This is a genomic window from Stenotrophomonas veracruzanensis (assembly GCF_032911525.1).
GTDB classification, from domain to species: Bacteria; Pseudomonadota; Gammaproteobacteria; order Xanthomonadales; family Xanthomonadaceae; genus Stenotrophomonas; species Stenotrophomonas africana.
Genome location: NZ_JAWJTI010000016.1, coordinates 1 through 15,647, shown reverse-complemented (window position 1 = coordinate 15,647; position 15,647 = coordinate 1). Strand labels below are relative to the sequence as shown.

Annotated in this window: 12 protein-coding genes and 1 pseudogene; 8 read left to right on the top strand and 5 right to left on the bottom strand. The window is 66.2% G+C overall.

Annotated elements, in window-relative coordinates; genetic code table 11:
* Positions 1-141: 141 nt before the first annotated feature.
* Entirely contained in the window at positions 142-1,017 is an 876-nt protein-coding gene (locus tag R1H25_RS11840; protein WP_057501380.1) for a tryptophan 2,3-dioxygenase, read from the bottom strand.
* A gap of 335 nt (positions 1,018-1,352) precedes the next feature.
* Here R1H25_RS11840 and pdhA point away from each other — a divergent pair, with 335 nt between their 5' ends.
* From pdhA to R1H25_RS11815, 5 genes are all read left to right on the top strand, one after another.
* Entirely contained in the window at positions 1,353-2,435 is a 1,083-nt protein-coding gene (pdhA, locus tag R1H25_RS11835) for a pyruvate dehydrogenase (acetyl-transferring) E1 component subunit alpha (protein WP_049448461.1), read from the top strand.
* Positions 2,428-3,495: an alpha-ketoacid dehydrogenase subunit beta gene (locus tag R1H25_RS11830; protein WP_019338598.1), complete on the top strand. Its 1,068-nt coding sequence runs from the start codon at positions 2,428-2,430 to the stop codon at positions 3,493-3,495. Before pdhA ends, R1H25_RS11830 begins: the two co-directional genes overlap by 8 nt.
* Position 3,496: 1 nt before the next feature.
* The gene (locus tag R1H25_RS11825) at positions 3,497-3,850 is read left to right on the top strand and encodes an SH3 domain-containing protein (RefSeq protein WP_005411349.1); all 354 of its coding nucleotides are present in this window, start codon (positions 3,497-3,499) and stop codon (positions 3,848-3,850) included.
* Positions 3,847-5,238, top strand: coding sequence for a dihydrolipoamide acetyltransferase family protein (locus tag R1H25_RS11820; protein WP_317223673.1), 1,392 nt, complete (start codon positions 3,847-3,849; stop codon positions 5,236-5,238). Before R1H25_RS11825 ends, R1H25_RS11820 begins: the two co-directional genes overlap by 4 nt.
* Positions 5,239-5,452: 214 nt before the next feature.
* Positions 5,453-6,493, top strand: coding sequence for a hypothetical protein (locus tag R1H25_RS11815; RefSeq protein WP_317223672.1), 1,041 nt, complete (start codon positions 5,453-5,455; stop codon positions 6,491-6,493).
* A 36-nt stretch (positions 6,494-6,529) separates the two neighbouring features.
* Here R1H25_RS11815 and R1H25_RS11810 read toward each other — a convergent pair whose 3' ends face one another.
* The 3 genes from R1H25_RS11810 to R1H25_RS11800 form a co-directional block, all read right to left on the bottom strand.
* The gene (locus R1H25_RS11810) at positions 6,530-6,916 is read right to left on the bottom strand and encodes a VOC family protein (protein ID WP_317223671.1); all 387 of its coding nucleotides are present in this window, start codon (positions 6,914-6,916) and stop codon (positions 6,530-6,532) included.
* A 325-nt stretch (positions 6,917-7,241) separates the two neighbouring features.
* Positions 7,242-7,949 (bottom strand): YafY family protein, encoded by a 708-nt coding sequence (locus R1H25_RS11805; RefSeq protein WP_317223670.1) that lies wholly within the window; start codon positions 7,947-7,949, stop codon positions 7,242-7,244.
* Complete coding sequence (locus R1H25_RS11800; protein WP_317223669.1) at positions 7,949-8,584, bottom strand: NAD-dependent dehydratase; 636 nt, start codon at positions 8,582-8,584, stop codon at positions 7,949-7,951. Before R1H25_RS11800 ends, R1H25_RS11805 begins: the two co-directional genes overlap by 1 nt.
* Before the next feature lie 106 nt (positions 8,585-8,690).
* Here R1H25_RS11800 and R1H25_RS11795 point away from each other — a divergent pair, with 106 nt between their 5' ends.
* Positions 8,691-10,229, top strand: coding sequence for a diguanylate cyclase domain-containing protein (locus tag R1H25_RS11795; RefSeq protein ID WP_317223668.1), 1,539 nt, complete (start codon positions 8,691-8,693; stop codon positions 10,227-10,229).
* A gap of 107 nt (positions 10,230-10,336) precedes the next feature.
* Here R1H25_RS11795 and R1H25_RS11790 read toward each other — a convergent pair whose 3' ends face one another.
* The gene (locus R1H25_RS11790; RefSeq protein ID WP_049445460.1) at positions 10,337-11,263 is read right to left on the bottom strand and encodes a DUF808 domain-containing protein; all 927 of its coding nucleotides are present in this window, start codon (positions 11,261-11,263) and stop codon (positions 10,337-10,339) included.
* 206 nt (positions 11,264-11,469) lie between these two features.
* On the opposite strand from R1H25_RS11790, the pseudogene R1H25_RS11785 reads away from it, so the two are divergent.
* Together R1H25_RS11785 and R1H25_RS11780 are read left to right on the top strand one after the other, a co-directional pair.
* A pseudogene (locus tag R1H25_RS11785) lies at positions 11,470-13,116 on the top strand (ABC1 kinase family protein); the annotation flags it as partial.
* Positions 13,117-13,360: 244 nt separating this feature from the next.
* Positions 13,361-15,466 (top strand): phosphoglycerol transferase I, encoded by a 2,106-nt coding sequence (locus R1H25_RS11780; RefSeq protein WP_317223667.1) that lies wholly within the window; start codon positions 13,361-13,363, stop codon positions 15,464-15,466.
* Positions 15,467-15,647: the final 181 nt, after the last annotated feature.

Below are 15,647 nucleotides of genomic sequence, written 5' to 3'. Positions count from 1 at the left end.
AGTTGGAGCAACGCGCGAGGATCACCGACTTCTGGCGTTCACGTCAAATACACGCCGTTTGAGGCAGGTGGCAGCCTGCTCCCTGAACTTGCATCTGAAACGATCCAGCCGCCGGCCGGGATCCAAGCTGAATGGGGGGGGTCAGCCCAGCTCTGCCGGGGGCGCGGCCTGCAGGCTGGTGCGCACCTGGAACAGTTCGGGGAAGAAAGTCAGCTCCAATGCCTTGGCCAGGAAGCCCACGCCGGACGAGCCACCGGTGCCGCGCTTGAAGCCGATCACCCGCATCACCGTGCGCATGTGTCGGAATCGCCACAGCTGGAAGGCGGTCTCCAGGTCCACCAGGTCCTCGCACAGCGCGTATTCGCGCCAGTAGCGGTCGGTGTCCTGGTAGATGCGCTCGAAGACTGGCTGCAGTGCGTCGTCGGCCACGTGCGGCTGGGTCCAGTCATGGGCCTCGTAGACCGCCGGCACGGCATGGCCGAAGCGGGCCAGGTACTTCAGGAATTCCTCGTACAGGCTGGGCGCCTCCAGCACGGTGCGCAGCTGCGCCTGCCCGGCCGCATCGTGCTCGAACACCTGCAGCATCTGCGCGTTCTTGTTGCCCAGCAGGAACTCGATGTAGCGGTACTGCAGCGACTGGAAGCCCGACGACGGGCCCAGCACGTCGCGGAAGCCCATGTACTCGGACGGCGTCAGCGTTTCCAGCACCGACCACTGCTCGGTCAGCTGGCGCAGCACCTGCTTGCTGCGCGCCAGCACCTTGCGGCACTGCCAGACTTCATCGCGCTGCAGGAAGCCGATTGCGGCACGCAGCTCATGGCCCAGCAGCTTCAGCCACAGCTCCGAGGTCTGGTGCTGGATGATGAAGAGCATCTCGTCATGGTGCGGCGGGTTGGACAGCGGCTGCTGCGCACTGAGCAGCTGGTCCAGCCGCAGGTAGCCGCCGTAGGTCAGGCGTCCCTGCAGGTCGGTGTGGATGCCGGCTTCGAGATCGCGTTGGTTGTTGTCGACGGACATGGGCGGGACCAGATCGGGGGCGGCAAGGGTAGCGCGTTGCCGCCGCGCTGGCAGCCGCCGGGTCCATACCCGGGCGTGCGGTTGGCCGTGGAGCATCGGCCGATCCCGGGCCTGCGCGTGGAACCGTCCACGCCGTTGTACTGGCGGTCAGCCAGAAGCGTATTCTGATGCTTTGCAGCAACGACTGAATACGTTGTTGTTATTGGCCCCCCACCCGCCGGCAGGGGTAAAACGGGGAATCGCCGTGTTGCGGCGCAGGAAGGCTATTCCGTACGCGTTCCTTAACATGGCGATTCATATCATTTGTAACTTCTCTGTCGAAGGTGCAGTACGCAATGACGGTTGCCGCTGAATTCAAGATCGAATACCTGCAGTACCTGGATACGGACGGCACGCTCGTCCGCGATGACCTGCCCGCGTCGCTGCGCGACCCCAAGGTCCTGGTACCGCTGTTCAAGCAGATGCTGTTCGTACGTACGTTCGACAGCAAATCCATCGCGCTGCAGCGCACCGGCAAGCTCGGCACCTATGCCGCCTGCCTGGGCCACGAAGCCGCGCACGTGGGTATCGGCGCTGCGATGCAGAAGGACGACGTGTTCGCACCTTCGTACCGCGAGTATGGCGCGATGTTCATGCGTGGCGTGCGCCCGCACGACGTGCTGATGTACTGGGGCGGCGACGAACGCGGCAATGATTACGGCGGCAACGCGGCCAAGGATTTCCCGTTCTGCGTGCCGATCTCCACCCAGTGCCTGCATGCCGCGGGCGCGGCGCTGAAGTTCAAGCTCAACAAGGAAGCGCAGATCGCGGTGGCCGTGTGCGGCGACGGCGGCAGCTCCAAGACCGACTTCTACGCGGCACTGAATTCGGCCGGCGCCTACAAGCTCCCGCTGATCCTGTGCATCGTCAACAACGGCTGGGCCATCTCGGTTCCGCGTTCGGCCCAGACCGGTGCCGAAACGCTGGCGCAGAAGGGCCTGGCCGGCGGCCTGCACTGCCTGCAGGTGGACGGCAACGACCTGATCGCGGTGCTGGCGGCAATGGAGCAGGCGCGCGAACGTGCGCTGGCCGGCGACGGTGGCACCGTGCTGGAACTGATGACCTACCGCCTGTCCGACCACACCACCGCCGATGACGCGCGCCGCTACCGCGACGACGCTGAAGTGAAGGACGCGTGGCAGCGCGAGCCGATGCTGCGCCTGCGCAAGTACCTGATCAACGCCGGTGTGTGGAGCGAAGACGAGGAAGCCGCCTGGGTCGCCGAGTGCGGCACGCGCGTGGACGAGGAAGTGAACCTGTACCTCAACACGCCGGTGCAGCCGGTCGAGGCGATGTTCGACTTCCTGTATGCCGATCCGCCGCCGGACCTGCTGGCCCAGCGTGCCCAGGCGATCGCCCTGGAGAAGCGCCATGGATGAGATCAAGAACGGCGCGCCCGGCGCGCACACCAACGCCGCCGACAGCGCTGCGGTCGCGCGCGGAGAAGAGAGCATGACCACCACCCCGATCACCCTCATCGAAGCCATCACCCAGGCGTTGGCCTGGGAGCTGGAACACGACCCGTCGGTGCTGGTGCTGGGCGAAGACGTGGGCGTCAACGGCGGCGTGTTCCGCGCCACCGCCGGCCTGCAGCAGCGCTTCGGCTCCGAGCGCATCCTCGACACCCCGCTGGACGAAACCACCATCGCCGGCCTGACGATTGGTCTTGCCGCGCAGGGCATGAAGCCGGTGGCCGAAGCCCAGTTCGATGGCTTCATGTACCCGATGGTCGACCATATCGTCTGCCACGCCGCCCGGCTGCGTTACCGCACCCGTGGCCGTCTGCACTGCCCGATGGTGCTGCGCGTGCCGTGGGGCGGCGGCATCCGCGCGCCGGAACACCACAGCGAAGCCAACGAGGCGATCTTCACCAACGTGCCGGGCCTGCGCGTGGTGCTGCCGTCGTCGCCGCAGCGTGCCTACGGCCTGCTGCTGGCCGCGATCCGCGAGCCGGATCCGGTGATCTACATGGAGCCCAAGCGCATCTACCGCCAGTACAAGGAAGTGGTCGTCAACGACGGCGAAGCCTTGCCGCTGGACGTCTGCTTCGTGCTGCGCGACGGCACCGACGTGACCCTGGTGACCTGGGGCGCGCAGGTGAAGGAAGCGCTGGAAGCGGCCGACAAGCTGGCCGGTGAAGGCATCAGTGCCGAAGTCATCGACGTGGCCACGCTGCGTCCGCTGGACTTCGCCACCATCGCCGAATCGGTGGCCAAGACCGGCCGCTGCGTGATCGTGCAGGAGGCCCCGAAGACCGCGGGCTTCGGCGCCGAGATCGCCGCGCGCCTGGCCGAGGAATCGATCTACGACCTGCTGGCCCCGGTCGAGCGCGTCACTGGCTACGACACCCACATTCCGCTGTTCCGCCTGGAAATGAAGTACCTGCCGAGCGTTGAGCGGATCGTGGCTGCGGCCAAGCGCGCGGTGGCGGCCGGCTGACATGCGGGCCCGCCTTCTGGGGGCTTACCGCAGCCAGTATCCCAACCCGCTCCGGTTCCACACCGGCCAGATCGTCGAAGTAGGTGTCCGTGACGAGGAATGGCCGGCGTTTGCCTGGGTACGCACCAACGATGGGCGCGCTGGATGGGCGCCCATCGCCTGGTTGCAGCTGCTGGACGAGGGTCGCGCCGAAGCCCTGTGCGACTACGACGCCCGCGAGCTGGATGTGGAAAGCGGCGAGATGGTGAAGCTTCATCACGAACACGGCGGGTGGTGGTGGTCCGAGCGCGCCAATGGCGCGACGGGTTGGCTGCCGGCCCGCGAACTGGAACTGCTGGAAGAGAACTGCAAATGAGCCAGACCAAGAACTTCAACCTGCCCGACCTGGGCGAAGGCCTGCCGGACGCGACCATCGTCGAGTGGTTCGTCAAGGAAGGCGATGTGATCAAGCTGGACGAGCCGCTGGTCTCGATGGAGACCGCCAAGGCCGTCGTCGAAGTGCCCTCGCCGTTCTCCGGCAAGGTGCTGAAGCTGTCCGGCGCCGCAGGCGACATCATCCCGACCGGCTCGGTGCTGGCCAGCTTCGAACTGGACCCGAACCTGCCGCAGCGCGCCGATGGCCAGGACACCGGCCACAGCCACGGTCACGCCGCACCGGCGGCGCCGGCTGCCGCACCGACCCCGCCGCCGCTGCCGGCTGCGCCGGTCGCTGCGGAGGAAGCCAAGCCGGCCGCCGCCGAGCGTGACGACGCCGGTACCGTGGTCGGCGCCATGCAGAGCTCCAACGCCGTGCACGCCGAACAGGCGCTGGCCGTCGGTGGCGTCAAGGCCGTCCCGGCCGTGCGTGCGATGGCGCGCAAGCTGGGCGTGGACCTGAGCCGCGTGCCGGCCACCGGCACCGATGGCGCCGTGACCATGGCCGACGTCAAGCAGGCCGCCGCCAACGGCAGCGCCAAGCTCGGCGCTGCTCCGGCGCCGGTCGCTGCCGCCGCGTATGCCGCGCCGCCCCCGGCGCAGGTGTCTGCCCCGGTGCAGAGCGAAGCCCGCACCCCGCTGTCCGCCACTGGCAAGCCGATGCGCACCCAGCCGCCGGGCGTGGTCGCCAAGGGCCAGCCGGAACCGCTGAAGGGTGTGCGCCGCAACATGGCCCGCGTGATGGCCGACGCGCACAGCAAGGTGGTGCCGACCACGCTGAACGACGACGCCGACATCCACGCCTGGCTGCCGGGCAACGACGTCACCGCGCGCCTGGTGCGTTCGATCGTGGTCGCCGCACAGAAGGTGCCGGCGATGAACGCCTGGTTCGACGGTGAAGCGTTGACCCGCACCCTGCATGCCCAAGTCGACATCGGCATCGCCGTGGACACCGACGACGGCCTGTTCGTGCCGGCCCTGCGCAATGCCGACATGCTGGATGCACGTGGCATCCGCGAAGGCGTCAACCGCCTGCGCGAGCAGGTGGAATCGCGTTCGATCGCCGCCTCGGAACTGAGCGGCTACACCATCTCGCTGTCCAACTTCGGCATGTTCGCCGGCCGCTACGCGACCCCGGTCGTGGTGCCGCCGTGCGTGGCCATCGTCGGTGCCGGCCGTGCCCGCCACCAGATGACCCCGGTGATGGGCGGCGTGGAAGCACACAAGGTGATCCCGCTGTCGGTCACCTTCGACCACCGCGCGGCGACCGGCGGCGAAGCAGCCCGTTTCCTGCGCGCGATGATGGACGACCTGGCGCTGGCCAGCTGATCGGCCACCTGACCGGTGGGTGCCAACCTTGGTTGGCACGTGAAACTGACTGGTGGGTGCCAACCTTGGTTGGCACATGAATTAGAGAAACGCCGGGCATTGCCCGGCGTTTTTTTGTGCCTGCTCCGTCGCGCTCCATCCACGCATGGCGTGGATCTACAGGGCTCTCCGTCGATCGGTCGAGAGCGCAAGAGAGCACTTTGAGAATAGTTGCATGGATTCCCCAGAGCAGCTCGATAGCATTGAGCTTCTCTTGAGACGTCGAGTTCCCATGCTGGAGAAAGCACCCACAATCGAAGAAATCCTGAAGGCGGGCGATGATATTTTCCGTGCCTCCCCGTTCTTATTACTGCTGACGAGGGATGAGGATCCCACGGACAGGAATTGGGTTCTCGACATCATCTTCCTGCGCTGGCTCGCTCGAAATCGCGCGCTCCTTGACGCATCGGTAGGGTCTACGGTGGCAGCCGCCCCCTCACTGGCGGATGCCTTGGCATGCATCAAAGCTGCTTTCCAGGACGAGATTCCCGGATCTGCGTTCGACCCGGAATTGCTGGAGTTTACCGTTCGCTACCTCTGCAAACGCGCCCCCTATTCCTCGGACTTCTTCTCCGTTTTTCCGCAAAGCGACATGCCTTCACCGGACGCCATGTGGGACAAGCAGGAGCAGGTGTACGCGATTATCGATACACGTTTACAGTCATGGCGCAACGGTGAACCCCTCGTCCGGGCGGTCATCCCCAATGTCGATCAACAAGGAGATGCCGAACCGGCTACGCCGCTGGACGCTGACGTCTGGATCTCAACGCTGGCAACGCTATCGGATGCTGCGGTCACCCACGAAGGCTGCTGTGCATACGCCGACCACTTCTACCGGCCTCTGACGAAACCACCGTCAGTAGAGGTCGTCCTGGCAGTCATGAGGGAATTTCTTCGCGACCCACCACATGATGCGTCGATCATGACTGCAACGGACAACTTCCTGTCGGATATTCCGTTCTCCCGCTACATCAAAGCCTACTCCATCCTCGCACCTGAACTGCTGGACCGTTCTTCAGATGCCGCGCTCAATCTGTTTGATTATCCAGGTTGTGAACTGACACCCCGTCAGATACGGCAGTTCATCAAGGAACTCAGGCGGTGCAACCCCGGCCGCGATGTGGTCGCAGAGCTGGCCCAGCTGGCCATTGAGTGGGATTCGGAAGACGACGAGACATTTTCAATCGTCATCGAAGCAGCACAGAAGCAAGGGTAGGTCGAGGAGCCCGCCAGTACCGGCTCCCTCCCTGAATCAATCGCGCGCGACCAACCCCTCGGCGCGGCTGTACACACGCAGGCGATGGCCGTCCGGATCAGCGCCAACGAAGGTGTGGCCGAATTCCAGGGTTGCCGGTGCCTGCAGAATCCGCACGCCGAGCGCGCGCCACGCATCGTGCATCTGCTGCACGGTCTCCGGGTTGGCGACCACCATCGCCAGTTCGGCGGCACCGGCCTGTGCGGACACCGGCGGCTGCACGTCGTCGCGCTGCCACAGGCCCAGCGCAGCGCCATCGCCGAGCAGGAACAGAGCGAAGCCGGGCGACTGCTCGACCGCTGGCTTGCCGAGAATGCTGCTGTAGAAAGTGGCGCTGGCGGCGACGTCGCGCACGTACTGCAGCAGGGTGCTGGGCGTGAACATGGGGGAGCTCCGTTGTTGGGAGGCTTCATGGTGGTACCGGCCTGCTGACAGATTCTGTCAGTAGCGTCGAGCATGCTCGACTGCTGTTGCCGCTGCTCTGGTAGATGTCGAGCTTGCTCGACTGCTGTTGCCTCTACCCTGGTAGATGTCGAGCTTGCTCGACTGCTGTTGCCCTTGCCCTGATAGAGGTCGAGCTTGCTCGACTGATGTTCGCGAAGATCAAAGGCGGTCGAGCAAGCTCGACCCCTACCAGGAGCAAGGAGCAAAGGCCGCCCTCCCCCAGGAGCCGGAAGCGAAGCACGGAAGCAGGCGGGCAAACCCGACGCTACGAACGATCCAACCAGTCCGGCGCGATGCCCTGCGCCTTCTGCCAACGCCGCAGCAGGATGGCACGCGGCACGAGGTAGTGATCTTCCAGTGCACGCACCTGGCGGATGCGGTCCAGGCGGAAATGGCGGAAGTCCTCGCGGCTCTCGCACCACGCCGCCAGCATCGGCACTTCATCGAAGTAGCCCAGCGCGAACGGCCAGACGATGCGCTCGGTACGTTGGCCCTGCGCATCCTCGTAACCGAACTTCAGGCGCTGCTGCGAACCCACTGCTTCGCGCACGGCCTGCAGGCGCGCAGCGGGAACCTTGGTCGCCGCACGCGAAGGGCCAACGCGCAGGCCGCTGTCACGCAAGGCTTCGCGACGCGCGACAGGCAGCACATGCGCGATCCGCGCCAACGCATCACGCGCGGCCTCGGCCAGCACAGGCTCGGTGCGCGCCGCAACCCAGCGCAGGCCCAGCACAAGTGCATCGATCTCTGCGGGTGGCAGCGTCATCGGTGGCAGGGTATCGCTCGGCGCCAGCTGGTAGCCGACGCCGGCCTCGCCGCGCAGGTCAGCGCCCTGCTCGCGCAGCGTCTCGATATCGCGGTACAGCGTGCGCAGACTGATGCCCAGCGCGTCGGCCAACACCTGCCCGGCCACCGGCCGTCGATGGCGGCGCAGCAGCTGTTGAAGCTGTGTCAGGCGCAGCGCACGCGACATCAGCCGACCAGTGCGCTCGATGCCACCACGTGCTCACCCGGTTGCGGGGCCAGCGCGGCCTCGACCAGTGCCTTGGCGATTTCGCTGGCCGGGTTGATCCGCCACGCCCGTGGCAACACCGGCCCCAATGCACCCAACACCGTCAGTGCCAGGCGCTCGCCGCGACGCACCTCGTTGCGCTCGCCCCCGATCAGCCCGGGGCGAACCAGGGTCAACGAGGTGAAGCCCAGCGCGCGCAGATCGCGCTCCAACTCACCCTTCACCCGGCTGTAGAAGATCGACGACTGCGGGTTGGCGCCGGCTGCGGAATTCAGCACATAAGTCTGTGCACCCTGCGCCTGTGCCAGCTGGGCGAACGCCAGCGGGTAATCATGATCGATGCGATGGAAGGCCTCGCGGCTGCCAGCCTGGGCAATGGTGCTGCCGAGCGCACAGATGACCGCGTCCACGCGCGCCCACCCGGCTGCGGCGGGCAGCGTATCGAAGGCCAGCACCGGGTTCTCCAGCTTCCCGTCGGTTGCGCCCAACGGGCGGCGAGTGGGCGCCACCACGGCGCTGCAGCGTGGGTCACCCAACAACCTGGGCAGGGTCAGCCCACCGACCAGGCCGGTCGCCCCCAGCAACATCACGCGCATCACCACCTCCACTGCGGCATTCTGTCGCCCATCCTAGCCGTTCAAGCCGTCGGCGGCCGCGCCGATATGCTGGAACCAGCCCCTGCCAGCCCCCAGGATTCGCTCCATGACGGACCAGCCCGACCACCGCCCTGCCCCCGGTACCGCCCTTGGGCCGCCGGCACGCGTGCGCGCGGTGGTGGACGATGGGCTGGGCGACCGCGTGGTATTGCAGGGCGGCGGTGGCGTGGCCCTGCAGCAGCTGTTCGCCGGCGCCGACGCGCCCGAGCCGCTGCTGGCGGCGTTCGCCAACGGCATGGCCACCCTGCCCGGCGAACTGGGCGACATGGGCGACCGCCTGCAATCGGCACAGGCCAGCGCCGATTGGCCGCGCTACGGGCGCGCCATGCGGCAGTTGATCGACAAGTACATCCGCACCATCGAGCAGCATTCGCCGGACGGGCAGCCGGAAAGCCTGCGCCTGTCCGAGCAGCTGCGGCTGCTGCTGGGTGGCGCCGTGGTGGCCCTGCTGCAGCACGACCCGGATCTGCGCGAGCAGGCACAAGCGCTGGCAACCCGCCTGCGCCAGTGGCAGCCGGGTACCGCACTGGAACCGATCGAACAGGGCGTGCGCGAACTCGGCCACCAGGTCGGCGTGCGCGCCGAGAGCTGGCAGGAGCAGCAGGCACTGCTGCTGGAGCTGTTCGCGCTGCTGTTGGAAAACGTGAGTGAGTTGCTGGACGACCGCAGCTGGCTGCAGGGCCAGATCGCCGCAGTTCGCCAGCTGCTGGACGGGCCGCTGGAAGCTGAAGCGGTCGAGCGTACCCGCGCTGAACTGCGCGAAGTGATCTACAAGCAGGGCTTGCTGCGCCAGGGCATCGACGATTCGAAGGCGGCGATGCGCGGGTTGATGGGCGAGTTCATCGAGCGCATGGATGGCATGGCCACCAGCACCGGTGAGTACCACGACCGCATCGGCAGCTACGCACTGCAGCTGCGCGAAGCGCGCAGCATCGCCGATCTCAACCAGCTGCTGCAGGACGTGATGCGCGACACCGGCAAGGTACAGCAGCAGGCCGCGCAGGCACGCGATCATCTGGCCAGCGCGCGGCAGGAAGTGGAGCGCGCTGAACGGCGCATCGCCGAGCTGGAACAGGAGCTGCGTGCCGCCGGTGACCTGGCGCGCGTCGATCCGCTGACCCAGGCACTGAACCGTCGCGGCCTGGACGAACTGCTGCAGCGTGAACTGGCGCGTGCCGCACGCAACAACTCACCGCTGGGCGTGGCGGTGATCGACCTGGATGATTTCCACCAGACCAACAATACGTATGGCCACGCTGGCGGTGATGCGCTGCTGCAACATCTGGTGGCCGTGTGCAAGCTGCTGCTGCGCGCCACCGACGGCATCGCACGGCTGGGCGGCGACGAGTTCGTGCTGGTGCTGCCGAAAACCCAGGGTGCCGACAGCATGGCCACCGTGCAGCGCCTGCAGCGCTCGCTGGCCCATCGCGTGCTGACCGTGCAGGACCAGCGCGTGCCGGTGCACTTCAGCGCTGGGCTGGCGCAATGGCAGCCCGGCGACGATACCGAGACCCTGCTGCGGCGCGCCGATGACGCGCTGTATGCAGCCAAGCGGCAAGGCAAGAACCGGGTGCAGGCGGGGTAGTTCTTCGGTACACCGGAAACCGCTTTGGTAGGTGCCAACCTTGGTTGGCACGCGTGGGAAACAAAGCGCCGACCAAGGTCGGCCTCTACCGGGGAACCTGCCGCTGACTACTTGCCGCGCAGCTTCTGGAACCCGGTCACCGCCGCCAGCACGATGGCGCCGGCGATGATGCCGACCACCATGTTGGCCGCAGCACTGATCAACCAGCCCCACTGCCCTTCGCCGCCCAGCGCCTGCACCGCGTGGTGCAGCGCCGGCACGTTGTGCACCAGGATGCCGCCGCCGACCAGGAACATGGCGATGGTGCCGGCCACCGACAGGAACTTCATCAGCCACGGCGCCGAAGCCACCAGGCCACGACCGAAGGCGGCGATGGCACCGCCCTTGCGCGACAGGTACAGGCCGACGTCATCCAGCTTCACGATGCCCGCCACCAGCCCATAGACGAAGATCGTCATCGCCAGTGCCACCACGGCCAGCGTGACCACCTGGTTGGTGAACGACGCGGTGGCGACCACGCCCAGGGTCAGCACGATGATCTCGGCCGAGAGGATGAAGTCGGTGCGGATCGCGCCTTTTACCTTGTCCTTCTCCCACGCCACCATGTCCACCTGGGTATCGGCCAGCGCCTTGCGCCGCTCGGCCTGGCGCTCGGCATCGTCGTCGGACGAATGCAGGAAGCGATGTGCCAGTTTCTCAACGCCCTCAAAGCACAGGAACGCGCCGCCGATCATCATCAGCGGCACGATCAGCGGCACGTTCCAGCCGCGGCTGTGCAGCCAGGCCTCCAGCGCGCTGATCGCCAATGCCGCCGGCACCAGGATCACCTTGTTCACCAGCGAGCCCTTGGCCACCGCCCACACCACCGGCAGTTCACGATTGGCGTTGACCCCGGTGACCTGCTGCGCGTTCAGCGCCAGGTCGTCGCCCAGCACGCCGGCGGTTTTCTTCGCCGCGACCTTGGTCAGGACCGAGACATCGTCGAGGAGGGTGGCGATATCGTCGAGCAGGGCGAACAGGCTGGCACCGGCCATGGGAAGTCCAGAGAGGGAATGAGCGGATTCTGACCGATCCGGTGTGGACTGCGGAAGACGTCGGATTCACCGCGTGCCCACCGCCCCCCGGCGACACTGCGGAATCCGGGCATTGCCGGCCAGCGGCCGGCGCTACCTGTCTTTGCCGCATGGAGTTCCGCTTGAGCAATCCGCCCACCGCCAATGGCAATCCCCCGCTGGTCAAAGGCATGAACCGGCGCAGCCAGATCCTGCGCCTGCTGATGCGCTACCGCCATTCGGGCGTGTTCTCGGGCATGAACCTGGACGCCGCCAGCAACCAGGCCGACGTGCCCGCCGACGGCAATCCGGAGCAGTTCGTCAGCGACCTGGAGGCCTTGGGGCCGACCTTCGTCAAACTGGGCCAGATGCTGTCCACCCGCCCGGACATGGTGCCGGTGGAGTTCGCCACCGCGCTGGAGCGCATGCAGGAAAAGGTGGCGCCGATCCCGGTCGAGCGCATCCATGCCATCGTCGAACAGGAGCTGGGTGCGCCGGTGAACAAACTGTTCGCCGCGTTCGATCCCGAGCCGCTGGGCTGTGCCTCGATCGCGCAGGTGCATCGGGCGGTGCTGCACGATGGCCGCCAGGTGGCGGTGAAGGTGCAGAAGCCCGAAGTGGCTGCACAACTGCGCTCGGACCTGGAGGCACTGCGCAGCTTCGCGCTGGCGGCCGATCACCTGACCCAAGTCGGTCGCCGCGTGCGCCTGCGCGACTGGCTCAACGAATTCGCCAAGACCCTGATGCAGGAGCTGGACTACCACGCCGAGGCGGAGAATCTGGCGCGTTTCGGTCGGCACCTGAAGCCATTCCGCCGCCTGTGGATTCCGCAGCCGCTGTGGGATTACAGCAGCCAACGCGTATTGACCATGGAACTGGCCACCGGCGTGCGCGTGGATGCGATTCCCGATGTGCGCCGCACCGAACAATCGATGGACCCATTGGCAGCGGCATTGATCCGCGGCTACCTGGACCAGATCTTCGTGCACGGCGAGATCCACGCCGACCCGCACCCCGGCAACCTTCGGGTGATGCCTGATGGACGGCTGGCAATCTTCGACCTGGGCATGGTCGCGCACATGCCGCCACGGCTGCGCGAGCGCCTGCTGAAGATCCTGTTCGCGGCGGTCGATGGCCGTGGCGAGGAAGTGGCCGATGACCTGATCAGCATCAGCACGCGGCTGGAGGCGTTCGACGAAGAGCGCTACCTGCGCGAGACCGGCCAGCTGATCGCACGCTACGCGGCCAGCGGCAGTTTCTCCGAAGGCCGCGTGGTGCTGGACATGGTACGCATCGCCACCGCCTGCGGGCTGCGCACCCCGCCGGAGCTGAGCCTGCTCGGCAAGGCGCTGCTCAATCTGGAAACCGTGTGCCGTTTGCTGGCACCGGACCTGGATACCCGCCGCATCGTCGAGCGCCAGCTGCAGCACGTGATGCGCGCACGCCTGAAGAAATCGCTGTCTGCCGCCAACCTCGCCAGCGAGGCAATGGAGTTGCAGCAGCTGCTGCGCGATGGGCCACGCAAGCTGTCGGACATCATGGCGCTGCTGGCCGAGAACCGCCTGCAGATGAAGGTGACCGGCCTGGAAGAATCACGGTTGATGGAGAACCTGCAGAAGATCGCCAACCGCGTGGCAGCCGGCATCATCAGCGCGGCATTGATCATGGCCGCGGCAATGATGATGAAGATCGACACCGGCTGGCACCTGTTCGGTTACCCGCTCATCGCCCTGATTCTGTTGTTCATCGGCGTGGTGCTCGGCCTTGGCATCGTGACCAGTGCATTGCTGTTCGACCGTCGTGCGCGGGCACGCGAAGAGCGTGGGCATCGCTAGCGAATCTACGAAAACACTCGTATTCATGCGGTTTTTAATGCAATCCAACGGCACCTTTCACGCTCGTTTTACCTTCTGAGCGCGATTTCGCGCGCGTTATTTCAACAAACATTTCAGTCAGGTTCGTGCATGCACTATCGGGTCATCGGCCTGTCATGTGCATGTGCTTGTGGCAGCGCCGGTCGGATGGACACGCGTCGGTACGACGTCCATCACCACCACCCCGTCACTGCCGAAGCTGCCTATGCCCTGGATACTGCTGCTGTCGTTGTTGCTGCTGTGCTGGTTGTTCCTCGCGTCCGACAAATGGGTGTGGTGGAAGGCCGGTGCGTTCTCGCTGCTGCTGCTCATGCTCAGCGCGTGGTGGCTGATCGACAAGCTGTCCGGTGATGGGCTCAACGCTGCCACCCTGTACCACCTCGGCGCCGACATGGAAGGCGCCGGTATCTCCGACTTCAAGAGCTATATCGCCGGCTTCATCGTGCTGGCGCTGGTCTCGCTGCTGCCACTGTTCGCCACGCGGGTGAAGCGCTGGCGGCGACCCGGCCACGGTGGCGCGTTGTTTGCTGGTTTCGCGGCCGTGTGGGTGGCCACGATCTTGATCAGCCCGCTGGCCCGCGACGGCCAACGCCTCTACCAGCAGCTGCGCCCGGTCGACTTCGCTCGCATCGCCCCCGAATACCAGGTGCCGACGCAGCCGCTGCAGCGCCCGCGCAACATCGTCTGGATCTATGGCGAAAGCCTGGAGCGCACCTACCTGGACGAGAACGTGTTCCCGGGCCTGATGCCCAACCTCAACCGCCTGGCCACGAAGTCGCTGGACGTGCGCGGGCTGGCCTCGGCCGAAGGCAGCGGCTGGACCATCGCCGGCCTGGTGTCGTCGATGTGCGGCGTACCGCTGACCACTTCGCAGGGCGATGAGAACAGCATGGACCGCATGGGCAGCTTCCTGCCCAAGGCGGTATGCCTGGGCGACTACCTGAAGCAGCAGGGCTACACCAACCACTATCTGGGTGGTGCCAACGGCCAGTTCGCCGGCAAGGGCCAGTTCCTGGCCAGCCACGGCTTCGATGAAGTGCATGACCTCGCCTGGTTCAAGCAGCAGAAGAAGATCGGCCGCATCCACTACTCCGCCTGGGGCGTGCACGACGACGTGCTGCTGGATACCGCCTACCAGCGCTTCGAACAGCTCTCGCGCGCCGGCTCGCCGTTCATGCTCACCACGCTCACCATGGACACCCACCATCCGGCCGGCCACCTGCCCGTGTCGTGCAAGGGCGAGCGCTACCAGAGCCAGTACGGCAACATCAACATGCTCAACGCGCTCAAGTGCAGCGACCGGCTGATCTCGCAGCTGGTGCAGCGCATCCAGGCCAGCCCGTACGGCAAGGACACGCTGATCGTGATCGCCTCCGATCACCTGGCAATGCCCAACGATCTGACCCACATCCTGACCCGGCAGAAGCGCGAGAACCTGCTGCTGTTCCTGGGCGACGGCATCGCCCCGCAGCAGCTCAACGCCGACGCCGGCACCACCCTGGATTCGGGTGCGACCCTGCTCAGCCTGCTGGACCCGAACCTGAAGACGATGGGCTTTGGCCGTTCGCTGATCGATAGCCAGCGCGCGCCCAGCGCCAGCGTGGCCACCCAGCGCGATGGCGGCCGCGATTACCCGCAGTACCTGGCCTTCGCGCGTTCGCTGTGGCTGGGTGAACCGACCCGCGAGCTGAAGATCGATGGCGATGACCAGGTGGTGGTCGGTCTGCAGCACGTGCAGCCACCGGTGCTGCTGGAGTACGACAAGGACTGGGGCCTGAAGTCCGTGTATCTGGAAAACACCTCGCGCCAGTTCGATGATGCCAACCCGGACAACACCCTGGCCTACGTCGACCGTTGCACCGCGTTCGAGGACGGCTCGGCCGACGGTGACTGGTGCGCCCTGCTGGTCAACCGCGACAACGGCATCAAGCTGTACCGCGACAACGACCTGCGTGGCGGCATCGCCGTGGATGCACCGCTGGACCCTTTCCAGGGCCCGCGCCCGAGCGTGCGTCAGGCACACATGATCACCCAGAAGGGTCGCCGTACCCGCGCTGGCCAGTACATGCTGCAGCTGGTGGCGAGTACGCGCCCGGATCGTGGTTTCTGGATCGAGGCAGTTTCCTCGCAGCGCAAGGTGGTGCTGGCCCAGCAGTGGGTGCAGCCCGATGCCAACGGCAAGATCAACGTGTCGTTCGGGCTGGATCACGAAGTGGATGATCTGGAGATCCGCGCGTGGTTGAACCATGCCGAGAAGCTGGCGGTGGATACGTTCGCACTGGTGCCCTCACGCAGTCGACCACGGGGGTAGGGTTCTTTGCAGGGCTGCGCCCTGCACCCGCTACGAGCCGGAGCAACGGCAACAGCAACAGCGTGCATTCCGTGGATTGTGGCGGGGCGGTGTCGGAGTGCGGGGACGCCGTAAATCCGTCCCTGGAGGCTTGGCAGCCGCATCCATGCGGCTGACACCCCGCACTCCGACACCGCCCCAC